Annotated in this window: 25 protein-coding genes and 1 pseudogene; 4 read left to right on the forward strand and 22 right to left on the reverse strand. The window is 43.0% G+C overall.

Annotated elements, in window-relative coordinates; genetic code table 11:
* Window positions 1–99: 99 nt before the first annotated feature.
* The 5 genes from GOM46_RS08035 to GOM46_RS08055 form a co-directional block, all read right to left on the reverse strand.
* Entirely contained in the window at window positions 100–708 is a 609-nt protein-coding gene (locus tag GOM46_RS08035) for a hypothetical protein (RefSeq protein ID WP_235083553.1), read from the reverse strand.
* Between the two features lie 66 nt (window positions 709–774).
* The gene (tsaD, locus tag GOM46_RS08040) at window positions 775–1,785 is read right to left on the reverse strand and encodes a tRNA (adenosine(37)-N6)-threonylcarbamoyltransferase complex transferase subunit TsaD (RefSeq protein WP_235083554.1); all 1,011 of its coding nucleotides are present in this window, start codon (window positions 1,783–1,785) and stop codon (window positions 775–777) included.
* Window positions 1,775–2,212: a ribosomal protein S18-alanine N-acetyltransferase gene (rimI, locus tag GOM46_RS08045; RefSeq protein WP_235083555.1), complete on the reverse strand. Its 438-nt coding sequence runs from the start codon at window positions 2,210–2,212 to the stop codon at window positions 1,775–1,777. The genes tsaD and rimI overlap by 11 nt, the downstream gene beginning before the upstream one ends.
* Window positions 2,209–2,892 carry a tRNA (adenosine(37)-N6)-threonylcarbamoyltransferase complex dimerization subunit type 1 TsaB gene (tsaB, locus tag GOM46_RS08050; protein WP_235083556.1) on the reverse strand — a complete coding sequence of 228 codons (684 nt, stop codon included), beginning with the start codon at window positions 2,890–2,892 and terminating at the stop codon, window positions 2,209–2,211. Before tsaB ends, rimI begins: the two co-directional genes overlap by 4 nt.
* Before the next feature lie 110 nt (window positions 2,893–3,002).
* Entirely contained in the window at window positions 3,003–3,209 is a 207-nt protein-coding gene (locus GOM46_RS08055) for a hypothetical protein (protein ID WP_235083557.1), read from the reverse strand.
* A gap of 418 nt (window positions 3,210–3,627) precedes the next feature.
* Here GOM46_RS08055 and GOM46_RS08060 point away from each other — a divergent pair, with 418 nt between their 5' ends.
* Both GOM46_RS08060 and rnjA read left to right on the forward strand, forming a co-directional pair.
* Window positions 3,628–3,861, forward strand: coding sequence for a DNA-dependent RNA polymerase subunit epsilon (locus GOM46_RS08060; protein WP_006149645.1), 234 nt, complete (start codon window positions 3,628–3,630; stop codon window positions 3,859–3,861).
* Window position 3,862: 1 nt separating this feature from the next.
* The gene (gene rnjA / locus GOM46_RS08065; RefSeq protein WP_006149607.1) at window positions 3,863–5,548 is read left to right on the forward strand and encodes a ribonuclease J1; all 1,686 of its coding nucleotides are present in this window, start codon (window positions 3,863–3,865) and stop codon (window positions 5,546–5,548) included.
* Window positions 5,549–5,588: 40 nt separating this feature from the next.
* Here the strand turns inward: rnjA and GOM46_RS08070 are convergent, their stop codons facing one another.
* From GOM46_RS08070 to GOM46_RS08100, 7 genes are all read right to left on the reverse strand, one after another.
* Complete coding sequence (locus GOM46_RS08070; protein WP_235083558.1) at window positions 5,589–6,626, reverse strand: aldose epimerase family protein; 1,038 nt, start codon at window positions 6,624–6,626, stop codon at window positions 5,589–5,591.
* 13 nt (window positions 6,627–6,639) lie between these two features.
* The gene (locus GOM46_RS08075; protein ID WP_235083559.1) at window positions 6,640–7,803 is read right to left on the reverse strand and encodes an SIS domain-containing protein; all 1,164 of its coding nucleotides are present in this window, start codon (window positions 7,801–7,803) and stop codon (window positions 6,640–6,642) included.
* 99 nt (window positions 7,804–7,902) lie between these two features.
* A complete protein-coding gene (locus GOM46_RS08080; protein ID WP_006149628.1) occupies window positions 7,903–8,307 on the reverse strand; it encodes a PTS sugar transporter subunit IIA in 405 nt (134 codons plus the stop codon).
* Window positions 8,308–8,310: 3 nt separating this feature from the next.
* Window positions 8,311–9,132: a PTS system mannose/fructose/sorbose family transporter subunit IID gene (locus tag GOM46_RS08085; RefSeq protein ID WP_006149591.1), complete on the reverse strand. Its 822-nt coding sequence runs from the start codon at window positions 9,130–9,132 to the stop codon at window positions 8,311–8,313.
* Window positions 9,119–10,024 (reverse strand): PTS mannose/fructose/sorbose/N-acetylgalactosamine transporter subunit IIC, encoded by a 906-nt coding sequence (locus GOM46_RS08090; RefSeq protein ID WP_016466413.1) that lies wholly within the window; start codon window positions 10,022–10,024, stop codon window positions 9,119–9,121. Before GOM46_RS08090 ends, GOM46_RS08085 begins: the two co-directional genes overlap by 14 nt.
* 25 nt (window positions 10,025–10,049) lie before the next feature.
* On the reverse strand, window positions 10,050–10,526 hold the full coding sequence (locus GOM46_RS08095; RefSeq protein WP_006149635.1) for a PTS system mannose/fructose/N-acetylgalactosamine-transporter subunit IIB: 477 nt from the start codon (window positions 10,524–10,526) through the stop codon (window positions 10,050–10,052).
* Window positions 10,523–12,310, reverse strand: coding sequence for a glycoside hydrolase family 35 protein (locus GOM46_RS08100; RefSeq protein WP_235083560.1), 1,788 nt, complete (start codon window positions 12,308–12,310; stop codon window positions 10,523–10,525). The genes GOM46_RS08095 and GOM46_RS08100 overlap by 4 nt, the downstream gene beginning before the upstream one ends.
* 324 nt (window positions 12,311–12,634) lie before the next feature.
* On the opposite strand from GOM46_RS08100, the gene GOM46_RS08105 reads away from it, so the two are divergent.
* Window positions 12,635–13,351 (forward strand): GntR family transcriptional regulator, encoded by a 717-nt coding sequence (locus GOM46_RS08105; protein ID WP_235083561.1) that lies wholly within the window; start codon window positions 12,635–12,637, stop codon window positions 13,349–13,351.
* Window positions 13,352–13,698: 347 nt separating this feature from the next.
* On the opposite strand, the gene GOM46_RS08115 is transcribed toward GOM46_RS08105, so the two are convergent.
* Window positions 13,699–13,995, reverse strand: coding sequence for a hypothetical protein (locus GOM46_RS08115; protein ID WP_235083562.1), 297 nt, complete (start codon window positions 13,993–13,995; stop codon window positions 13,699–13,701).
* A gap of 76 nt (window positions 13,996–14,071) precedes the next feature.
* On the opposite strand from GOM46_RS08115, the pseudogene GOM46_RS08120 reads away from it, so the two are divergent.
* A pseudogene (locus GOM46_RS08120) lies at window positions 14,072–14,134 on the forward strand (YSIRK signal domain/LPXTG anchor domain surface protein); the annotation flags it as partial.
* Window positions 14,135–14,180: 46 nt separating this feature from the next.
* Here the strand turns inward: GOM46_RS08120 and purB are convergent.
* The 9 genes from purB to purF all read right to left on the reverse strand — a co-directional run bounded on the left by purB (window position 14,181) and on the right by purF (window position 23,808).
* Window positions 14,181–15,479: an adenylosuccinate lyase gene (purB, locus tag GOM46_RS08125; RefSeq protein ID WP_003013885.1), complete on the reverse strand. Its 1,299-nt coding sequence runs from the start codon at window positions 15,477–15,479 to the stop codon at window positions 14,181–14,183.
* 161 nt (window positions 15,480–15,640) lie between these two features.
* Complete coding sequence (locus GOM46_RS08130) at window positions 15,641–15,868, reverse strand: hypothetical protein (RefSeq protein ID WP_045760093.1); 228 nt, start codon at window positions 15,866–15,868, stop codon at window positions 15,641–15,643.
* Between the two features lie 9 nt (window positions 15,869–15,877).
* Window positions 15,878–16,969, reverse strand: coding sequence for a 5-(carboxyamino)imidazole ribonucleotide synthase (purK, locus tag GOM46_RS08135; protein WP_235083563.1), 1,092 nt, complete (start codon window positions 16,967–16,969; stop codon window positions 15,878–15,880).
* Complete coding sequence (gene purE / locus GOM46_RS08140; protein ID WP_235083564.1) at window positions 16,956–17,447, reverse strand: 5-(carboxyamino)imidazole ribonucleotide mutase; 492 nt, start codon at window positions 17,445–17,447, stop codon at window positions 16,956–16,958. Before purE ends, purK begins: the two co-directional genes overlap by 14 nt.
* Before the next feature lie 289 nt (window positions 17,448–17,736).
* Window positions 17,737–19,008: a phosphoribosylamine--glycine ligase gene (gene purD, locus GOM46_RS08145; protein ID WP_235083565.1), complete on the reverse strand. Its 1,272-nt coding sequence runs from the start codon at window positions 19,006–19,008 to the stop codon at window positions 17,737–17,739.
* A 121-nt stretch (window positions 19,009–19,129) separates the two neighbouring features.
* Entirely contained in the window at window positions 19,130–20,677 is a 1,548-nt protein-coding gene (purH, locus tag GOM46_RS08150; RefSeq protein ID WP_235083566.1) for a bifunctional phosphoribosylaminoimidazolecarboxamide formyltransferase/IMP cyclohydrolase, read from the reverse strand.
* Between the two features lie 75 nt (window positions 20,678–20,752).
* Entirely contained in the window at window positions 20,753–21,307 is a 555-nt protein-coding gene (purN, locus tag GOM46_RS08155) for a phosphoribosylglycinamide formyltransferase (protein ID WP_235083567.1), read from the reverse strand.
* Complete coding sequence (gene purM / locus GOM46_RS08160; protein WP_235083568.1) at window positions 21,307–22,329, reverse strand: phosphoribosylformylglycinamidine cyclo-ligase; 1,023 nt, start codon at window positions 22,327–22,329, stop codon at window positions 21,307–21,309. Before purM ends, purN begins: the two co-directional genes overlap by 1 nt.
* A 36-nt stretch (window positions 22,330–22,365) precedes the next feature.
* Complete coding sequence (gene purF, locus GOM46_RS08165) at window positions 22,366–23,808, reverse strand: amidophosphoribosyltransferase (protein ID WP_235083569.1); 1,443 nt, start codon at window positions 23,806–23,808, stop codon at window positions 22,366–22,368.
* Between the last annotated feature and the right edge of the window lie 4 nt (window positions 23,809–23,812).

Here is a 23,812-nt window from a genome sequence, read left to right on the forward strand (position 1 = left end):
ACAGTCACAGCAAAAATTATTATAACACATTCAAAGAGGAGAAAACAGTCTGGAATTTGAAACTAATAGCAAGTATCAGCCCCTGAACAGTATGGTTCATTATGGATACATGAGAAATTGATCAATTCGAATTCTATACTTATAGCCTTCATTTTTTTCAGTATATTCATCTTCTATCGGGTAGACATCAACCCAGAGCTCTCTCCTTTGGCCTTGCAATTTGACTTTATAGCGATAGCCATCATCGTATAATCCTACTGTCTCGGTAGTTACGGATTTGAAAGTCGGAAGAGCTTCAATTTCTTTTTTTATAGTCTGGGATAAATTGTAGAGCGCTACTTGTTGCTCCATTTTTGAAGCTACAGGAATATGAACTGTCACTTCTTCCAAGCGATGTGATTTTGAAAATGTGAAATCTGCTCGACCTGTATAACCATTCAATGCAATATTTTCGTAATGATAGAAAAGCCGGCCTGTTTTATAGAAATAAGGATCCCTTGCATGCCAAGTGTCCCGATAGGCGGTTTCCGTTTCTTCTATCACTTCATCAGCTTCTCCAAACACTTTTTCAAAAGATTCGATGGGCATATTGAATGACAGTGACTCAAATAGAATCAATTGTGTCTTTGGAATATGCTGGCAAGCTGACATACAAAGCAATAAAGCTCCAAGAGCAAGCACAACTCTCATTGTTTTTTTAAATCTCATATTTCTACTATACTAAAAAACTCGGGCATTTGTCCAAGATAAAAGAGCTAACCCTAGGCTAACTCTTTATTCCATGGTATCAAAAGCCAGGCTAGGTTTGGCATTTAGCTCTAAGCCTGCAAAGTTTTCTTTGTTCCACTCACTGACGCTGGCATAGGCAATCATACCCGCATTGTCTCCGCAAAGTCGCAGAGGTGGAATGATGACCTTGACGTCTGTGATTTCAGCTGCTAAGCGTTCTCTTAATCCTTTGTTAGCTGCCACCCCACCAGCCACGACTAGGGTTTTAACAGGGTATTTCTCCAAGGCCTTCTTGGTTTTTGCCATGAGAATATCCATGACTGCTGCTTGGAAGGAAGCAGAAAGATCTTCCTTGGACAAGCTTTCTCCCTTTTGCTCGGCATTGTGGTGGAGGTTGATAAAGGCAGACTTCAAACCTGAGAATGAAAACTCCAGATTTTCTTCCTTGATCATGGCACGAGGGAAGTCATAAATATCCTGCCCCTGATGAGCCAACTCGTCAATCTCACGACCTGCTGGATAGGTCAAGCCCATGACACGGCCGACCTTATCATAGGCTTCACCAACTGCATCATCACGCGTTTCCCCAACAATCTTATAATCACCAGCTTCAGAAACATAGACCAACTCTGTGTGTCCGCCGCTGACTAGAAGGGCTAGCAAAGGAAACTCCAAGGGTTCCACACTTTGAGCCGCCATGAGGTGACCAGCCATGTGGTTCACGGGAATCAGGGGAAGGCCATGTGCCCAAGCAAAGGCCTTAGCAGCTGACAAACCAACTAGCAAGGCTCCGACCAAGCCTGGTCCATAGGTAACGGCAACAGCTGTCACGTCCTCTTCGGTAATCCCTGCTTCTGCCAATGCCTCCTCGATACAGGCTGTAATGACCTCGACATGGTGACGACTAGCCACTTCAGGAACTACGCCACCAAAACGTTTGTGACTCTCAATTTGACTAGCAATGACATTGGACAAGAGCTCGTCGTCGTTTTTCAATACGGCGACACTAGTCTCATCACAAGATGTCTCAAATGCTAAAATATATCTATCCTTCATCTATTTCTCTCTTCATGATAATGGCATCCTCAACTGGATCATGGTAGTATGCCTTTCTCTCAGCGATGACCGCCATTTTTTCTTTCTTGTAAAATGCTTGTGCTCGTTGATTTGACTTTCTGACTTCGAGGAAAATCTCCTTGTCTGTCGGTAAAGTTGCAAACAAGTCTGATGCTATCCCCTGTCCTTGATAGGCTTTCTTGACAGCGATTTGCAGGACTTCTGCTTCAAAAAAATTCTCCTGAACTGCTAGAAAACCAATCACTTCTACCCCATCAAAAGCAAGAGCATACCAGGTCTGACCTTGAGATAGGTCTGCTTGGATTTGTTCCAAGTTCCAAGGGCTAACTGGGTAAACATCCGTCATGACAGCGTAAATTGCCTGTGCCAAGTCAGGTTGCTGTTGGATTCGTTTGATTTCAATCATAGGCGTTTGATGTAAGATTCGCCAGACTCAGTGTGATTTTTGAGCCAATTTTCCTCAGCTTCGACACGTTTGAGATAGTTTGGTACAAAATCGTGCAAAGAGTCGACTTCCTTGTCCCAAGCCCAGAGGGCTAGATTCGCTGCATTTGGTAAGGTTTCCTGATAGTTAGCCTGTGGTAAACGCTCTTGGATTTGCTCAGCAAAGACTCCCACTTCACCTACAAAGGTTACCTGTTCAGCATCCTTGACTTGCTCTAAAACTTCCGCAAAAGACAAGTGGGCTTCGGGAAGGACAGGATTTTCATTTTCATAAAACCCTGCATAAACATTATTACGACGTGCATCCATCAGAGGGACCACCAGACCTTCCTGCTGGCTTGGTACTAGAGCTAAAAGACTAGACATCCCCACCAACTCAATGTTCAGGGTATGTGCCAAGGTCTTGGCAGTTGCTACTGCGATTCGCAAGCCAGTATAACTACCAGGCCCCTCTGCCACAACGATTCGATCCAAGTCCTTTGGTGTCAAATCTAGACAGGTCATCAAAAAATCGATGGCTGGCATAAGGGTAATACTGTGATTTTTCTTGATATTAATTGTGGTCTCGGCAAGAAGCTGCTTGTCCTCTAAAATGGCTAGAGACAGAGCCTTGCTAGACGTATCAAATGCTAATACTTTCATAACACATTCCTATCTTTTTGTCTGTTTACTATTATACTACAAAAGCCCCCGCATGGGAATTTTCTTAGTTTTGAAACAAAATTGCCCTGCCAAATAGACAGGACAAGCACTCAAGAATTCAATCCGAAGTAAAACACAAGCCAGACCACATAGGTCACCAGAAGGAGGAAAATGGAATACAGTGTTACAAAGAGAATTTTCCAATATACAGCTAGTTTTCTATGTTCTAGACGAAGAAATAGTAAATTGCCACCGTAAACACAGGCAACAAATACCGCAAAGGCCAGAAGACGAATGACAATAGCTAGTTGAAACATAGAGAGCCTCCTTTCTCCAATTCTAAAGGCAAATATTTCAAAATCATCATCTAATGAAAAGGAGCAAATAGCCTCAAAAGGAGCCAGAGCAGTTGCAGCAATATGTAGAATCTCCATCCAAATAGGTGAAACACAAAATCAAGCATAGCTAGTCCTCCTTAATCAAGGAAAACCTCTTTTCTAACTTTATTATAGCACTTGCATCTGATGCCTTCAAATACTTATACAAGGTAAAATGAAACGCATTTTAAGCTCCTTGCTTTCATGTTTCCTGCTTTTACTAATTCCCCTTTTTATGTTATAATTGAGATAATTGTAACGAATCAAGGTCAATCCAGACAGAAAATGAAATGGAAACAAACAGCTTCAAGCTGGTAATTTTTTGAATACAGCTGACCTGAAAACAGAAAGGAAACACATGATTTACAAAGTTTTTTATCAAGAAACTAAAGACCGTAGCCCACGTCGTGAAACAACACGCTCACTTTACTTAGACATCGATGCTAGTTCAGAACTTGAAGGACGCATTATTGCCCGTGAACTTGTTGAAAAAAACCGCCCAGAATATAACGTAGAATACATCGAACTCTTATCTGACAAACTACTTGACTACGAAAAAGAAACTGGCGCATTCGAAATTACGGAGTTCTAATATGGCCTATACTCTTAAACCAGAAGAAGTAGGCGTTTTTGCCATTGGTGGTCTAGGAGAAATCGGTAAAAACACATACGGGATCGAATACCAAGACGAAATCATCATCGTTGATGCAGGGATTAAATTCCCTGAGGATGACCTTCTTGGTATCGACTACGTTATCCCTGATTACTCTTACATTGTCGAAAATATCGACCGCGTCAAGGCTCTCTTGATTACCCACGGACACGAGGACCATATCGGAGGGATTCCGTTCTTGCTCAAGCAAGCAAATATCCCTATCTATGCAGGACCTCTAGCTCTTGCTTTGATCCGTGGCAAACTCGAAGAGCACGGACTTTTGCGCAACGCTACACTTCACGAAATCAACCACAACACTGAGTTGACCTTTAAAAATCTTAAGGCAACTTTCTTTAGAACTACTCACTCTATCCCAGAACCTTTGGGAATTGTCATCCACACCCCTCAAGGGAAAATCGTTTGTACGGGTGACTTCAAGTTTGACTTTACACCTGTTGGTGAACCTGCAGACTTGCACCGTATGGCAGCCCTAGGTGAAGACGGAGTGCTTTGCTTGCTCTCTGACTCGACAAATGCTGAAGTGCCAACCTTTACAAACTCTGAAAAGGTCGTTGGTCAGTCTATCATGAAGATTATCCAAGGTATCGAGGGACGTATCATCTTTGCATCCTTTGCCTCAAATATCTTCCGTCTCCAACAAGCAACAGAAGCTGCTGTTAAGACTGGGCGTAAAATCGCTGTCTTTGGGCGTTCTATGGAGAAAGCCATTGTCAATGGGATTGAACTTGGCTACATCAAGGCTCCTAAGGGGACCTTCATCGAGCCAAATGAAATTAAAGACTACCCTGCGAGTGAGATTCTTATCCTCTGTACAGGTAGCCAGGGTGAACCTATGGCGGCTCTCTCTCGTATCGCTAACGGAACCCACCGTCAGGTACAACTCCAACCTGGTGATACCGTTATCTTCTCATCTAGCCCAATTCCAGGAAATACCACTAGCGTTAACAAATTGATTAACATCATTTCTGAAGCTGGTGTTGAAGTAATCCATGGTAAGGTTAATAACATCCATACCTCTGGACACGGTGGTCAGCAAGAACAAAAACTCATGCTCCGCCTCATTAAACCAAAATACTTCATGCCTGTTCACGGTGAATATCGTATGCAGAAAGTTCACGCTGGACTAGCTGTAGATACTGGAGTAGAGAAGGACAATATCTTTATCATGAGCAATGGTGATGTGCTTGCCCTCACCGCAAACTCTGCTCGTATCGCAGGTCATTTCAATGCTCAGGATATCTACGTCGATGGTAATCGTATCGGTGAAATCGGTGCAGCAGTCCTAAAAGATCGTCGCGATCTATCCGAAGATGGTGTCGTCCTTGCTGTCGCAACCGTTGACTTCAAGTCTCAAATGATTATTTCAGGTCCAGATATCCTCAGCCGTGGATTTGTCTACATGCGCGAGTCTGGTGACTTGATTCGTCAAAGTCAACGTATCCTTTTCAACGCTATTCGTATCGCATTGAAAAACAAAGATGCCAGCATTCAGTCTGTCAATGGTGCCATTGTCAACGCTATTCGACCATTCCTATACGAAAACACTGAACGTGAACCAATCATCATCCCGATGATTCTCACACCAGATGAAGATGAAGAATAATAAAAAATTCTCTGAAATCTTATGATTCCAGAGAATTTTTTTATTTAACGACAATTTCGTAACGTGTTTTGCTTGTGAAAGTTTCACCTGCTTTGAGGATGACTTGATCTTTCAGATCACTATGAATAGCATCTGGTAAAGCTTGCGCCTCAAGAGCAATCCCATTATGTTGAATCATTGGTTGACCAGCGATAATGACACTATCATCGACAAAGTTTGCTGTGTAGACTACAAAGCAAGGAGCTTCTGTTTTAAAGAGTAAGAAGCGACCTGAACCTTGGTCATAGAGGAAACCAGCATTATCATGTCCTACAGGAAGAGCAAATGGATGATCCAAACCAGATACGAGTTTGATTTGTTCATCATCTTCTGCAAAAATATCCTTAAGCAAAGCTCCATTGTAGATATGCTTGACCACATCACGATTAGCATCCGGAGTTTTAGCGGGCACACCGTCTGGAGCGATTGGATAGATGCCTTCTGTGTTCAATTGGAAGACATGGCGGTCAACCGTTTGAGTGAAATCACCAGACAGGTTAAAGTAGCTATGGTTGGTCGGATTAACCAAGGTATCTTGGTCCGTCGTCACCTTGTAACTAACTTCGTAAGCACCATTTTCTTCCAAGTGGTAGCTAATCCAGATTTTAAGGTTTCCAGGAAAATCTCCTGTACCGTCTGTTCTTTCTGTGTAAAGAGTCAAGCCATGGTCACTCACCTCAACTAGCTCAAACAAACTAGAATCCCAACCTGTTGAACCGCTATGGTTACAGTTGCTAGCGTTGTTGACTTCGAGTTTATAGGTTTTTCCATTCAATTCGAAAGTCGCACCTGCGATACGACCTGCAACTGGACCTACAGTCGCTCCATGTTTAGGACTGTTACCTACATAGCTGTCAAAATCATCAAAACCTAGGATGACATTGGCAAAATTACCAGCCTTATCAGGAGTTACATAGCGTAGAATTGTCGCACCGTAAGTCATGACTTCTAGTTGATAGCCAGCATCCGTCTCAAAACGATAGGCTAGGACATCCTTGCCATCCACTTTCCCAAATACACGTTCTGTGTATGCTTTCATCCTTCTCTCCTTATTATTTGAATTCGTGAATAATAACACCTTGAACGACGCGGTTTACTGTACCTGTAGGTGATGGTGTATCAGGTCTGTTGCCAACTTTAAGCGAAGTCAAAAGAGCAAATAACTGACCGTAAACAATATAAGGGAAGACACGGTAAACATCATTCAGAACACCACCACAGCCAAGCGCCACTTCCTTAACATTCTCAAGGCCAAAGGCTTGGTCACTCAAGAGAACAACACGACGAGCAATTTTGTCCCCTGCAACTTCACGAACCAAGTCTAAGTCATACTTACGAGTATAGTCTGTCGTAGTACCAAAGACCAAAACAACTGTATCTTCATTGATAAGAGATTTTGGCCCGTGACGGAAGCCAACTGGGCTTTCATACATAGTCGCAACTTGACCAGCAGTCAACTCTAAAATTTTGAGTTGGGCTTCATGAGCAAGACCGAAGAATGGACCTGCACCTAAGTAAATCACTCGGTTAAAGTCTAGGTCTACCAATTCTTTGACATCCGCTACATTATCAAGAACCATACGAGCAAGACTAGTTAGTACTTCAAAACGTTCAGCCTTAACAGCAAATTCAGTTGGGTCAAAGACCAAGAGAGCTGTCAACATCATAGAGGTAAAACTAGAAGTCATGGCAAATCCAGCATCGTTAGAAGCCGCTGGTTGCAAAAGCAAGAGGTTGCGGACATCACCGTGTGCTTGGAGCGCTAATTTCCCTTCAGCCGCACATGTGATTGTTACTTGATAAAGTTCATCAACCAAAGCCTTGGCCAAGTCAACTGTTGCCACACTCTCAGGTGAGTTCCCGCTACGAGCGAATGATACCAAAACAGTCGCTACATCTTTTTTCAAATAGGTTTGTGGATTGGCAACAATATCTGTTGTCGCAATGGAGTTGAAATTCCATTTACGTTCGTCATAGACTTCCTTAAAGTATGGAACCAAGGTATCACCTACATAAGCTGAAGTCCCAGCACCAGTCAGGATAACCTTGATGTAGTCATGTTTATCTGCAATTCCTTGCAAAAAGGCTGCAATTTCATCACGGCGGGCTTGATAAGATTCAAAAGCTTCCTTCCAAACATCTGGTTGTTGATAAATTTCTCGTGTAGTGATCTCTGCTCCCAACTCAAGCAAATCTTCTTTTGTATAATCTAGCATTGAAAACCTCTAATCTAATATTGTTTCTTGATTGAAAACATGGGAATGGGAGCTGCTCCCATTCCCATGTATATTCTCTATAAGACGTTCTGTTCCATCTTATTCATCTTCATCGTCATCGAAGCTAGCTAATAAATCATTAACTTTCACAATGCTTTCTGAAGCACGACTCTTATAGTCCGCATCAATGCCTGTTAGGCTTGCATTGATAAATTCAATAACCATTGGAAGGTTCATTCCTGCATAAAGTTCAATGTCACGACCTTCCATAATCAGACGGCTCACCACGTTACATGGTGTTCCACCAAGAAGATCTGCAAAGACTAGGAAATCATCCAATCCTTCAATAGCAGCTTCAAATTTTGCAGTAAATTCTTCTGGTCCATCTTCTGGAAGAAGAGCCACCGCATGAATGTTGTCTTGTGGTCCCATAATCATTTCTGTGCTACCTTTAAGTTCTTCACAAAAACGACCGTGACTCACTAAAATCAATGATTTAGTCATAAATTATGCGCCCATTCCAAGTGCAAATTTACCAAAGGCAGAAAGAGCCAAGGCAAGCACGATAATGATACCGATAGCTTTTGTAGAGTTCATACCTTTCTTACCAAGCAACCAGAAGATAAATGCAGTGAAGATTGCTGGAAGCAAACGTGGGAAGATTGAGTTCAAGATGTCTTGGAAGTCAATCATCTTTTCACCGATTGGCAATTTGTATGAAATTTCAAAGTTGATCATTGTTGCTACAAGAGCACCCATCATGAATACACCAAGTACAGATGCAGCTTCAATCAAAGCTGTCAAAGTACTTTGCATGTTGTTGATAAGGTTAACCCCTTCTTTGTATGCAAATTCCAACTGTTTCCAACGGAAGATGTCATACGCTACTGCAACTGCGATCCAAAGGAAGATACCCCAAGGTTGACCAGCGATAGCCATTGTTGCAGCGATAGATCCCATGATAGCAGGTACAAGTGAACCAAAGATTGTATCTCCAAGAGGAGCGAATGGTCCCATCAAACCTGTCTTGATACCGTTAACCGCGTCTTTTGAGGCAACGCCATCTTTTTCTTCCATGGCAAGGTCAAAACCAGCGATGATTGTGTGGAAGAATGGTGAAGTGTTGAAGAATTGAGTATGAACTTTCATCATTTCTTTCAACTCAGGAGTTCCATCTCCATACATTTTACGCAATTGTGGCAAGATCATGTAAAGGTAACCTGATGCTTGCATACGTTCGTAGTTCCATCCCAATTGGAAAGTGAACAAGCTACGTTTGTTAATTTGATTAAAATCTTCTTTTGTTAATTTGTAATTAGAATTCGTCATCTTCAATTTCCCCACTTTCTGATGGTGTAGAAGGTGCTGCTACAGCAACTTTTTGGCTGTTCTTGAAGTGAACAACTGCAAGGAAGATACCCACGATAGAGATACCGATCATAGACAATCCTTTGAAGTTGTTAACAAAGCCAATTTTTTCAGCAACTTCAGCAGGAAGAGTGCCAATGATTCCAGCAACTGCTCCACCAAGACTTGTTACGTTTGAGTAAAGTACAGTCAACATAGCTGTCAAACCGAATCCCATAGCAAGGTAGTGAAGGTTACGTTTAACTGGAAGGTAACGAAGCAAGATAGCGAATCCAAGACCTGGAAGCATACGACCTGCAAGAGTCAAACCGTCTGCAACCCATTGGTATTCTTTAACAAGGTTTACAACACCTTGTACGAATTCTCCACCGAAAGCAAGAGCGAAGAATACTGGAAGGGCACGAGATAGAGCCCAAGGAACTGCACCAAGAAGATAGTTACGTTCGATTCCTTTATAGTCAAAGCGTTCGATCGCAGCATCAATACGGTGAGCGAAGAATGTTGTAGTCATACGACCAAGTACGTCGAAGTAAGTCAAAAGTGCTGCTACTGGTACAGCGATTGTAGTGATCGCAAGGTCTGTTTCGATTCCTTGTGAAACTGAGAAAGCAGTCGCAAGAACCGCACCAGAAGTTGCGTCGATACGAGAAGCACCACCGAAGGTACCTACCCCAAGTACGAACAACTGCAAGCTACCACCGATAAACAAACCAGTTGTCAAATCTCCCATGACTAAACCAGTAATGAAACCAGCGAATACAGGCGAACCTGCAGAAGAAACGATCGTCAACTCATCACAGATTTGATAAGCTGAGTACAAAGTGAGAAGTAAAATTTGCCACCATTGTATCATAACAATGACCTCCTAAAAATTTTTCCTATTTTAATAAGCTCAAAAAGTCTGAAACTGGATCATTTGGAACCATTTGAGCAGTAAGTTTAACACCTTTTTCCGCCAATTTGTGGAAATCTTCCACGTCTTTATCTACAACGTTGATAGAACGTGTGATAGCACGAGTTTCTGGTGTTTGAGACATGTTGCCGACATTGACTGTTTCAAGTGGCACGCCTGCTTCAACCAAACCAAGAAAACGATCAGGTTTGCGTGCTACAATCAAGAGACGTTGGCTATCATATTTACCAGCAAGGATATTCGCTGCTGCTTTATCAACTGGCAAAATACTAAGTTTTACACCTGGTGGTGTTGCAAGTTTCAAGCCACTTTTTTCAACGTCGTTGTTCACAACTTCATTGTCAACGACCATGATACGTGAAACATTAAGTTTAGCAGACCAAAGGTTTGCGACTTGTCCGTGAATTAAGCGCCCATCGATACGGCATCCTACAATTGTCATAAGTTTTCCCCCTTTATGTGTTTGAGTGTAGGTTTACGAGTTAAATGTATGTGTCCCTTATACTCCCCTTCTGTTTCAAAGATAATGATGCGGTTCGCACCTTCCTTGAGATAGCTATGCGGAATATAAAGCGATAAGGTTGGACCGACATTCCAGAAACGACCTAGATGATGTCCATTGATATAAGCAATCCCTTTCCCAAACTCAGATAAGTCTAGGTAGGTATCCTTTGGTGCCTCAACTTCAAAGTCATAGGCGTAAAAGGCAGGTTGCCCTTCTGTCCATTCTTTTGAAAAATCAATCTTCTCAGGATTATCAAGCGGAAGCGGATATTGTTTCCAGTTGAGCAAGAAATGCAAATCTTTACAAACACCTGTGCGAATTCCTTTTCGCTGGGTATCAGCTAAGAATTTGTGCCCATAGTTGACACGTCCCATATTTTCAATGAGTATATCAATGTTGGAGAGCGCTTTCTTTTTTCCTTGACAAAAGATATCTTCGCCGATTTCTGTCTGGTATTGAGTAGCAATCCACTTGCCATCTACAAAGAGCTGTGCTCTATCTCGTCCATCAATAATTCGAATGCGTTCTTCATCTGCATCCCAACTAGCTTCTGTACGATAGAGTAGGTAGCCATAACTTTGCCCAAGTTCTTCCATTTTCTTTGGATAGAGACTTTCAATCGGACTTGATAGGTCATCCAAGGTTTCAAATAGAGAAACTTTCTCGACTAGCGAAATTGCTTCAACTTCCATACTTTCCTTGTAAAGTGGCTCAGATTGCGGATACTCAGGATAGTGAGTCGCCATCATCTCCTTCACTGCGAAATATTTAGCAGTTGGATTTCCAGCTTCGTCTAAAAGACCGTCATAATCATAAGAAGTTACTTGTGGTAAATCAATCGTTCCTCGAGCTGAGCAACCATTCATAAAACCAAAGTTTGTTCCACCGTGGAACATGTAAAGGTTGATAGAGCCTAGCTCCAAAACCTCGCGAACTGCTTGGGCTAATTCTTCTGGATCACGCTTGATGATAGGTTCTTTCCAACGATTAAACCAGCCATCCCAGAATTCCATACACATGAGTGGCCATTTCTTGCCATACTCATCTAAGAATTCTTGCATCTGTGAAAAATTATAAGTAGCTTTGGAACCAAAGTTCCCAGTCACAAAGAGATCATCCTCAATTAAGGTACCTGCCTTAAGAGTTGCTCGCCATGGACCATCTGATGTGAAAAGCGGACAAGTAACTGCTCGTTCTTCCATCAAACGTCGAATTTCCCTCAAGTAGGTCTTGTCTTCACCATATGAGCCATACTCATTTTCGACTTGCATCATGAGAATGTTCCCACCGTTTTCCAATAATCTCGGAACTAGACGTGGAAGTAACTGATCATAGTAGTGCCCAACCATTTCAATGAAAGCTGGATCAGACGATCGAATTCTCATCTCCTTGGTCAAGAGCCATGCAGGTAAACCACCGAATTCCCACTCTGCACAGATAAATGGAGAAGGACGTACAATTGCGTATAAGCCCAGATCTTGTGCAGTTTGAAGAAATTTCTCTAAATCAAGATTTCCTTCAAAGTTAAACTCTCCTTCAGCAGGTTCATGCATATTCCAAGGAACATACGTCTCAACTGTGTTAAAACCTAAAGCCTTGAGGTTATACAATGAATGATGCCAATCTTCCGCAGGAACTCTAAAATAGTGAATGGCACCGGACAAAATCTTGAATGGTTTTCCTTCCAGATAGAAATCATCTTTAATTTCAAATCTCGCCATTCTTCCTCCCCTAAAAACGAAAAAGTTTGCGCTTTCATGTATTGTTATATCAACTATAAACTAATCGGGGGTTAATGTCAATACCTTTTGAAATTTTCTTTAAAATTTTTCTATTTTTTTACTGAATCTTTTCTAAAAACCTTCTCAAAGCCCGTTAAATCAACATTTTGAAAAAACAAGCAAAAATAAGGAATAAAACACAAATTATTTATATGTATTCTAATTTCTTATTCCGATATTTTAAATTTTTCCAGTGCTTTTCTACTCTTTTTTTCGATTTTATGTTAAAATCATAAATGGAGAAGGAAAAAATGAGGTGAAAATATGGCAATTCCAAAGTATCAATACATTAAAGATGAATTGAAAAATAAGATCATTTCTGGTCAATTTGCTAGTGGAGATAAATTCTACACTGAAGCAGAATTGATTTCCATGTATGATGTTAGTTCAATCACAGTAGTTCGTGCCTTGAATGACCTTGCTAAAGACGGATACATTGTTCGTCAACAAGGTAAAGGAACATTCGTAGCTCGTGCTCGCAAGCATAAACTCGTTGAATTTTCTGATGTAGAAATCTTCGAGACCAAAGACGATAAGGTAACCGTTCTTTCTATCGAACGCGGGAACGATCTTAAATATCTAGAAAAGCTCGGCCTACGTGGTGATCAATTCTACTACAAGATTGAACGTGTTCGTGAAACAAACGGCATCACCTATATCTATCATAGTTCATACATCCCTGAACAATACATCAATGCCAACTATCCAAACCTTGAATACTATAGTTCTATCTATACTCGTTTCAAATTGGACTACCACATTCACATGAATGACGAGCATTTTGAAGAAATTAATGAAATTGTATTTCCAACTCCAGAACATGCCGCTTCCATCCTAGGAATCGACACTCAATTCCCAACTGTTTTCCAAACTAGGACAACTAAGCTTGAAGCAACTGGTCAAGTTTTGGAATACATCGAAACTTATAAACGTTCTGATTTCTACAAAATTAAATTCATCTCTTGTGACCGTGGTCACTAATGTTTAAAAGCCTGAGACAACTGTCTCAGGTTTTTTATATACCCATTATAGCATCAGCTCCCTTTCCTGAAAATAGCATTTCAAACAATTCTATAATTAGTAACCTTTTTACTAAAAAATAGTCAAAACTTGGAAAATATATCTTAATTTATAATTTATTCTATTTTTTATAGTAATTTCCTCAAAAACTTGACTTTATTTTTATTTGAACATACAATAAAGCCAGCATGTGAAAACCCTATCAAAAATGCGAAAAGGAGGTTTTTAATGAAACCAGAAAACAAATAGCGCTTCTCTATTCGTAAGTACGCAATCGGAGCAGCGTCTGTATTAATTGGATTTGCTTTTCAAGCCCAGGCTGTTGCGGCTGACGGAGTTGTACCTGTCACAACAGAGGATCGGCCTACTGTCCAAACTAATGGAGAATCCGCTCCACAAACGAGTGAAGAAAAATTAGAGACTGCTCCATCAACAGAAAATGTAGCTCCAACTGCTCCAGTAGCAACTACAACTACTGAAGCTCCAAAAGTTGAAGCTACTCCTTCTCCTGCTGTAGAAGATCCTGCTAAAAACGAGGTCGCTCCAGAAAAATCAGAAGTAACTGAAGAAGCTAAGAAGATAGAATCTGAAAAAGAAGAAAACAAAGAAGCTGCTCAAGTCGAAGCCCCTTCAGCCAAAGAATATAAACTTCCTGAAACAGGAAGTCAAAGTTCAGAATGGTTGATTGCTACAGGTTTGATGGCTGCACTCACAGCTTATGGACTTAGCAAGAAAAAAGATTAAGCACAAATAAAAAAGCGAGATACAATCTCGCTTTTTATTGTTGTCATTAGTCACCCAAACCGATACGTTCGAAGATTTCATCCACACGTTTGGTGTAGTAAGTTGGGTTGAAGATTTCGTCGATTTCTTCTTGAGTGAGGCGTGATGTTACTTCTGGATCTGCTTCAAGAAGTGGTTTGAAGTCTACTTGGTTATCCCATGATTGGGCTGTCTTAGGTTGAACAAGGTCGTAAGCTTGCTCACGTGTCATGCCTTTTTCAATCAAAGTCAACATAGCACGCTGGCTGAAGATCAAACCAAATGTAGAGTTCATGTTGCGGATCATGTTTTCTGGGAAGACTGTCAAGTTCTTAACGATGTTTCCGAAACGGTTGAGCATGTAGTCAATCAAGATGGTTGTGTCTGGTGCGATGATACGCTCAGCTGATGAGTGAGAGATATCACGTTCATGCCAAAGGGCTACGTTTTCATAAGCTGTTACCATGTGACCACGGATAACACGCGCAAGACCGGTCATGTTTTCAGAACCGATAGGGTTACGTTTGTGAGGCATAGCTGAAGAACCTTTTTGACCTTTGGCAAAGAACTCTTCCACTTCACGTTGTTCTGATTTTTGAAGACCACGAATTTCAGTCGCCATACGCTCGATAGAAGTTGCGATGCTCGCAAGAACTGCAAAGTACTCAGCGTGAAGGTCACGAGGAAGGACCTGTGTCGAGATTTCTTGGGCACGGATACCCAATTTGTCGCAGACGTATTTTTCAACGAATGGTGGGATGTTGGCAAAGTTACCAACCGCACCAGAAATCTTACCAGCTTCCACACCAGCAGCTGCATGCTCGAAACGCTCGATGTTACGTTTCATTTCGCTGTACCAGGTCGCTAATTTGAGACCGAAAGTTGTCGGCTCAGCGTGCACACCATGGGTACGCCCCATCATGATGGTGAACTTGTGTTCTTTCGCTTTGTCAGCGATGATATTGAGGAAGTTTTCAAGATCCTTGCGGATGATGTCGTTGGCTTGTTTGTAGAGGTAACCATAGGCCGTATCCACCACGTCTGTAGAAGTCAAACCATAGTGAACCCACTTACGCTCTTCACCAAGCGTTTCAGAAACCGCACGTGTAAATGCAACCACATCGTGACGAGTTTGCTGCTCGATTTCCAAAATACGGTCAATGTCAAAATCCGCCTTCTCGCGAATCAAAGCCACATCTTCCTTAGGGATTTCTCCCAACTCAGCCCATGCTTCATCAGCCAAGATTTCCACCTCAAGCCAAGCACGGTATTTATTTTCTTCAGTCCAAATGTTCGCCATCTCTGGGCGAGAGTATCGTTCGATCATTGTTTAATTTTCCTTTCTGTTGATGTTCCACTTAAGTGGGGCGGACGTCAGCAGCTTCCTTTGGAATCTCATGACTAAATCTTGAGCCTAAAGTCTCAAGATTTCCGTCGCTTACGCTTTCCCCACAGCGTGAAACATCCGTTTAACGAACAAAAGTCGTTTTATTCAAATTCTTCTTTCCCAATCCACACAGATGGGTAGTGATCTAGTGTATTCAAATCCGTATCCAGCGGGACATCATAGATAGCTAAATAGTTTTCAGGATATTGAGCCGTTAGCTCTTCATACTTAGCTTTCACTTTTTCGTGATCGCTACTAGCATACAAGACTTCGACGACTGCTCCAGTCTTCTCTTTTTCGACGAATGCGTTGACGATGAGTTGTATCATAGGCACGTCCTAAAAATCAATCCCTTTCCCAAACTCCTCAACCTTATCCGGCACACTACTAAACAAAGTCACATGTCCCATCTTGCGGTTGTGCTTCGCTTCTATTTTACCATACATGTGGAGGTGGGCGCTTGGATTTTCTGTGACATATTTTTCAGCAGCCTCGACGTGTTGGCCGAGAACATTGAGCATAACAGCAGGAGCATGAAGGTGAATTGCTGGGAGTGGTGCTCCGAGAACGCCCAAGATATGAGTATCAAACTGGGAGAAGTCACAAGCTTCAATCGAGTAATGGCCTGAATTGTGTGGACGTGGCGCGATTTCGTTGACAATGATGTCATCAGCTGTCGCAAACATTTCCACGCAAAGGGTTCCAGAAAGGTTTAGTTGTTCAGCAATTCGCACAGCCATAGCTTTGGCTTTTTCAGCTAGACTTTCTGAAATGCGAGCAGGCACAATTGTTTTTGAAAGAATGTTGTTGCGGTGGATATTTTCCTGAACAGGGAAGACTGTCACGTCCTTGCCATTACCTGACACGATGACAGAAATTTCAAGGTCGAAGTTGACAAATTCTTCCAAGACACAGTCTGCTGAGTCAGCTAGCGCATAGGCTTCTGCCAAATCTGCTTCTGAGCGAATGACTTTTTGTCCGTGTCCATCATAGCCACCTGTCGCAGTCTTGAGGACATAGTTTTTCGACAATTCGATATCTGTCAAGTCTTGGCTTGATGTCACAACCTTGTAAGGTGCCACAGTGACTTGGGCCTTGTTAGAAAGAAAGTCCTTCTCAAAGATCCGGTTTTGGGAGATACGAAGTAGGTCGGTCCCTTGTGGGAGCTGTCCTTCTTTGATAACGGCATCCAAACCATCAGCATCGACATTTTCAAATTCATAAGTGAGAACATCACAGCGATCAGCCAACTGACGAAGGGCATCTACGTCGTCGTAAGGGGCCACAATGATTTCCGCCACACGAGAGGCCGGGCAATCCGCTGCAGGATCCAGCGTGATAACCTTGTGACCCATGTAGATAGCAGAAATGGCCATCATCTGACCAAGCTGGCCACCACCGATAATTCCGATTGTTTTAGATGAGCTCATTGCTAGACTCCTCTGCGATTTTTCCTTGTTCTTCAGCAAAATTAGCAAGTGCAGTCGCGATGGTTTCGTCTTCTACTGAGAGGAGACGGAGGGCAAAGAGGGCAGCGTTTGTCGCTCCTGCTTCACCAATGGCCATTGTTGCGACAGGCACTCCACCTGGCATCTGAACGATGGAATAGAGCGAGTCCACACCGCTAAGAGCACGTGATTTGACGGGTACCCCGATAACAGGAAGGGTTGTTTTCGCTGCGACCATCCCTGGCAAATGGGCTGCGCCACCCGCACCGGCGATGATAACCTTGATGCCACGGCTACGTGCTTCTTCGGCATGTTTGAACATGAGATCTGGTGTACGGTGAGCGGAAACAACTTTCTTTTCGTAGGCTACACCGAAGCGGTCTAAGACTTCTGCTGTTTTTTGCATGGTTGCCCAGTCGGATTTTGAGCCCATAATAATGGAAATTACTGGTTTAGTCATAATTTTTCCTTTTTCTTCTTTTTGATAATGGTCTTAGGTGGTGGGGACGGAAGCAAACCTTCGGTTTCATTCCTAAACTTTGAGCCTAAGGTCTCAAAGTTTCCCCCGACCAGAACAGATCCTGCTCTGGTCCTTTCACCACGGCGACCATTATTGGGTTTGGCGACTTCGTCGCCTAATATAGCACTGATATTCGAAAACTCGAATAAAATCACAGAGCGACAAGGCAAAGCGACGAAGATAGAACTAAAGTTCATCACGGAGCTTTAACACAGTCAATCGAAGATTTTTAAAGAGTTTTATTTATTGCCTTGCTACCGATATCTTTACGGTAGAAGAGGCCTTCTGTGTTTTGTTTGTTAAGTTCGCTGTAGATGGTATTTTGGGCTTCTTTGACGGTATCTGCTGTGGTGACGAGCATATAGACACGTCCGCCATTTGAGAGGAGGTCTTGGCCATTTTCAGCGAATTTGGCTCCAGCATAGTAGGTGATGATGTCGCTATCTGTCTTGGCTGGAAGCTTGACACCCTTCTCATAAGCGAGTGGATAGCCGTTTGAGGCTACAACTACGCCCAATGTCACACCCTTGTCCGTCCAAGTGATGGCTGGCTCTTTGCCATTCAAAATGTCAGTGATATTTTGCGCAAAGTCAGATGTCAAACGAGGCAAGATGATTTGTGTTTCAGGATCACCAAAACGTGAGTTGAACTCGATGACTTTCGGTCCATCAGCTGCCAAGATTAGCCCCGCATAAAGGACACCAAGGTACGGACGACCTTCTTTGATCATACCTTCAAGAACGGGCTTGACAATCGTGTCAACCGCTGTGTCAACCACGCTCTGTGGTAAGTGAGGAACTGGTGCATAGGCACCCATTCCACCAGTGTTAGGACCCTTGTCGCCATCATAAGCACGTTTGTGGTCCTGAGCCGTTGGCATGATATAGAACTTGTCTCCATTGACAAAGGCAAAGAGAGAGAACTCTTCCCCTTCAAGGAATTCCTCGATGACCACACGCGCACCTGAATCACCGAATTTATTGTCCAAAAGCATCTCGTGAGCAGCTTCGACGGCTTGCTCAACTGTCTCCGCAACGACGACCCCTTTCCCAAGGGCCAAACCGTCTGCCTTGACGACGATTGGAGCGCCTTTCTCCTCGATGTAGGCCTTGGCTTCCTCAAAATTTGAAAATGTGCCATAGGCTGCTGTCGGAACATCGTATTTGACCATGATTTCCTTAGCAAAATCCTTAGACCACTCCAGCTCAGCCGCAGCCTTGGTCGGACCAAAGGCTTTGAGTCCAGCCGCATTGAAATCATCCACGATACCAGCTGCAAGGGCATCATCTGGACCGATAAAGGTCCAAGCAATATCGTTGACTTTTGCGAAGTCAATCAATTTAGAATGTTCGGAAATAGAGATATTTACCAATTCCAAACCATCCAGAGTCATCCCGTCATTTCCAGGAGCTACAAAGACATTTTTAACATCTTTTGATTCAAGCAACTTCTTAGCAATCGCATGTTCACGACCACCCGAACCGACAACTAACAGCTTCATCTCTCAACCTCTTTTGCGAATTATTTACTAACATTATATCATAAACGTTCGTTTTAATCTTGTTTCACTTAGCATTTTAAACCAAAAAAGGAAAGAAACTGTTTTCTTCCCTTCTATTTTCTTAATGTCTAAAATGTCTTACGCCTGTGAAGACCATGGTCAAGCCATATTTATCAGCCGCTTCGATCGATTCTTGGTCACGGACGGAACCACCTGGTTGGATGATCGCTTTGATACCTGCTTTGGCGATTTCTTCCACGTTATCTGCAAATGGGAAGAAGGCATCTGAAGCAAGGACAGCACCATCAAGGCGGTCTTTAGCTTGGTCAATAGCGATGCGGACTGAAGCCACACGGTTAGTTTGACCAGGGCCAACGCCAAGTGTCATGTGGTCATTAGTCACGATGATACCATTTGATTTGACGTACTTGATGGCTTTCCAAGCAAACTCAAGAGCAGTCGCTTCTGTCTCAGTTGGTTGGCGTTTAGTCACCACTTGCCAGTCAGCTGGGTTTTCTTTGACAACGTCTTGGTTTTGAACGAGGAGACCACCAACAACACCAGTGTATTCTGCTTCCACTTCACTAGCATCTTGAGCATCAAATGGCAAAGCTAGGATGCGCAAGTTTTTCTTCTTAGTTGTCAAGATTTCAAGCGCTTCGTCAGAATAGCTTGGCGCAATGATGATTTCAAGGAATACACCGTGCATTTTCTTAGCTGTCGCAGCATCTACTTCACGGTTGAGAACGACAATACCACCAAAGATAGACACTGGATCAGACTCATAAGCGTAGTCCCAAGCAGTTTCGATATCGTCAGCTTGACCAATCCCACATGGGTTCATGTGTTTCAACGCCACAACTGTTGGACGATCTTTGAAGTCACGGATGATACGGATAGCGGCATCAGCGTCACGAATATTGTTGAAGGACAATTCTTTACCGTTGAGTTGTTTAGCTGAAGCAATTGAGTAAGCAGTTGGCAAACCCTTTTGGTAGAAGTCTGCATCTTGTTGAGGATTTTCACCGTAACGCATTGGTTGCTTAAGGTCGTAAGTCAAAGTAAGTTTTTCAGGTTTTGTTTCACCCACTTGAGCTGTGAAGTATTCTGCGATCAACGCATCATAGGCTGCTGTGTGGCGGAATACTTTCGCTGCCAACCGTTGGCGAGTTTCGTAGCTTGTTTCACCGTTGGCTGCCAATTCGTCCAAAACCACAGCATAGTCAGCAGGATCTACAACAACTGTGACGCTAGCGTGGTTTTTCGCTGCTGAACGAAGCATAGATGGCCCACCAATATCGATATTTTCAACCGCATCCGCGTAAGTCACATCTGGTTTAAGGATGGTTTCTTTAAATGGGTAAAGGTTGACCACAACAAGGTCGATCAACTCGATATTATTGTCCTTAGCAGCCTCTAGGTGGCTATCGAGATCACGACGAGCGAGAAGACCACCATGGATATTTGGGTGGAGGGTCTTGACACGACCATCCATCATCTCTGGGAAACCAGTCACATCATCGATGGCGATAGTATCCACCCCAGCATTGTCAAGGGCAACTTTAGTACCACCAGTTGAGATGATATCCCAACCAAGTTTTTTGAGTTCTTGGGCAAATTCAACAATGCCCGCTTTGTCTGAGACTGAAATAAGTGCTCGTTTAGTCATTTTCTTTCTTTTCCTTTTTTAAAAAAGTTCTTTCTCTGCTACAGTCGAAAATTTTCTTTCAGCTCTAGCACTTCCTTATTTGCGTGCAACTCCCAAACTATCCAAGACTTCTGGATAGAGCTTGTACTCTGTTTCGTGGATGCGAGTCTCGAAAGTATCAAGGGTATCATTCTCTAGACGTGGCACACGGACTTGTTTGATGACCTTACCTGTATCCACACCAGAGTCCACCCAATGAATGGTCACACCGCTCTCAGCAACGCCTGCATTCCAAGCATCCTCAATGCCATGAGCACCTGGAAATTCAGGGAGATAAGCCGGGTGAATATTGATGATACGACCTTCATAAGCTGCTAACAAGGCTGGCCCGACGATTTTCATGTAGCCTGCGAGACAAACGAGGTCAATCTGGTGTTCATCCAAGAGTTCGACGATGGCTCCTTCATAGTCTTCCTTGTTTTCAAACTCCTTGAGTTCAAAAGCGTAGGATAATACCCCAAGATTCTCTGCACGCTCAAGTACATAGGCATCCCGATGATCTGAAAAGACAAATTCTACTGGAAATTGTTCTGCAATCACCTGAAAGTTTGAGCCGTTACCAGAGGCAAAAACAGCAAGCCTTTTAGTCATTATTTAATCACCACACTTGCATCTGTCTTCTTCACAATACGACCGATTTCATAAACTGGTTCGTCAAGAAGTTCTTTGACACGTTCGACATTTTCTGGCTTCACTGCAAGCATGAGACCAATTCCCATGTTGAAGATTTCAAACATTTCTTCATGTTTGATTTGGCCATATTTTTCAAGGGCTTTGAAAATTGGAAGAACTGGAACCTTGCTTTCGTCAATTTCAGCAGCCAAGTCATCTGAGAACATACGTGGTACATTTTCGATGAAACCACCACCTGTGATGTGGGCAATTCCGTTGACCAATTCTTCTTTGATGAGTGGCAAAGCTGCTTTGACGTAGATACGAGTTGGTTCCAAAAGAACGTCTTTAAGTTTCTTCCCTTGCAATTCTGGGAGAACTTCCTCACCTGTGTAATCTGCAAATACACGGCGAACAAGTGAGTAACCATTTGAGTGGATACCGCTTGAAGCAAGTCCAAGAATCACATCCCCTTCAGCTACTTTTGAACCGTCAATGATTTGAGATTTTTCTGCAACACCGACAGCAAACCCAGCCAAATCATAGTCATCTTCACCATACATACCAGGCATTTCAGCTGTTTCGCCACCGATAAGGGCTGCACCAGCCTGCACACAACCTTCTGCAACACCAGCAACGACTTGCTCTAATTTAGCTGGTTCATTTTTACCAGTTGCGATATAGTCAAGGAAGTAAAGGGGCTCCGCACCTGCAGCGATGATATCGTTAACACACATGGCCACACAGTCTTGACCGATCGTATCGTGTTTGTCGTACTTAATAGCAAGCATGAGTTTAGTACCGACACCATCTGTACCTGAAATCAAAACAGGCTCTTTGACACCTGTTTTTGAAAGGTCGAACATACCACCGAAGCCACCAAGAGCTCCCATAACACCTGCACGCTCCGTACGTGCCACGTGTTTTTTGATCCGTTCAACAACTTCATAACCCGCTTCAACATCCACACCAGACTGCGCATAAGCATTTTTATTTGTCATTTGTTTATTCCTTTTCCTTTCCTTCAATGGGGAATTTTATTTGTAAAAACTCGTTTTTTCTTCCAAACTTCTACGATATTCTTCTTCATAGTCATAGAGAGGAGTTGGATATTTCCCATCAAAGTAAGCCACACAGAGGCCGCCATTTGGTGCATCTGTTTCAATCCCAATAGAGTCAATCAAGCCATCAATCGAAAGATAAGTCAGACTATCCGCACCAATGATTTGGCAAGTTTCCTCAACGGTATGATTGGCTGCAATCAACTCCTGACGTGTCTGGATATCAATCCCGTAGAAACATGGATAGGCAAGAGCAGGACTACCAATGGCAACGTGCACTTCTGATGCTCCCGCTTCTTTCAAAAGCTGGACAATGCGACGAGATGTTGTTCCACGTACAATTGAGTCATCAATCATGACCACACGTTTGCCTTTAACGACACCAGAAACGGCAGAGAGTTTCATTCGCACTCCTTGTTCCCGCAATTCTTGAGTTGGTTGGATGAAGGTCCGTTGCGTATATTGGTTCTTGATGAGACCCATTTCATTTGGCAAACCTGATTCTTCCGCAAATCCCATCGCTGCGCTGAGTGAGGAATTTGGTACCCCAACTACGATATCGGCTTCATGCTTAAACTCACGTGCCAATTGAGCTCCCATTCTCTTACGAGCCGTATGGACATTAACACCATGGATGTTGGAGTCAGGACGGGCAAAGTAGATATACTCCATGGAACAGATCGCCAACTGAGTATCGTTTGTATAGCTGTCATACTGGATGCCATTATCATCAATAATAACAATCTCGCCTGGTTTCACGTCGCGAATCCACTCAGCACCGATTACTTCAAAGGCACAAGTTTCAGAAGAAACGACAACTGCTCCATTCGCCATTTTCCCGATTGACAGAGGACGAAAACCATTTGGATCAAGCGCTGCAATTAACTTATCTTCAAACATCAAGAGATAAGCGAAACCACCTTTGACTTGACTGAGCGCTTCCTTGATTTTACCCATCAAGTTTGGATTGTGGCTACGGCGAATCAAGTGAGCCAAGATTTCTGAATCAGAAGTCGAGCTAAAGATTGCCCCTCTTTGTTCCAATTCTTGCTTGAGCGATTCTGCATTGGTCAGATTCCCGTTATGAGCCAAACCAAACTGCATATCGTGAAAGCGAAAGAGGAAAGGTTGGATATTGTCTACAGAAGCTTCTCCCGCAGTCGCATAACGCACGTGTCCAATCGCTCCAGTTCCTGTCAATTTATCCAAATTAGCAGGATTTTTGAAGACTTCTGATAAAAGCCCCATATCACGATGACGCTTCAATTGTCCATGGTCATTGGAGAGGATCCCTGCCCCCTCCTGGCCACGGTGCTGAAGACTATGGAGTCCAAAGTAGGTCAATTTGGCAGCGTCTGGGTGGCCCCAGATACCAAAAACACCACATTCTTCATTAAGAGATTTTACTTCGTATGTCATTTTT

Origin of the sequence: Streptococcus infantis, from assembly GCF_021497965.1 — a bacterium.
In the GTDB taxonomy this organism is placed as follows: domain Bacteria; phylum Bacillota; class Bacilli; order Lactobacillales; family Streptococcaceae; genus Streptococcus; species Streptococcus infantis_B.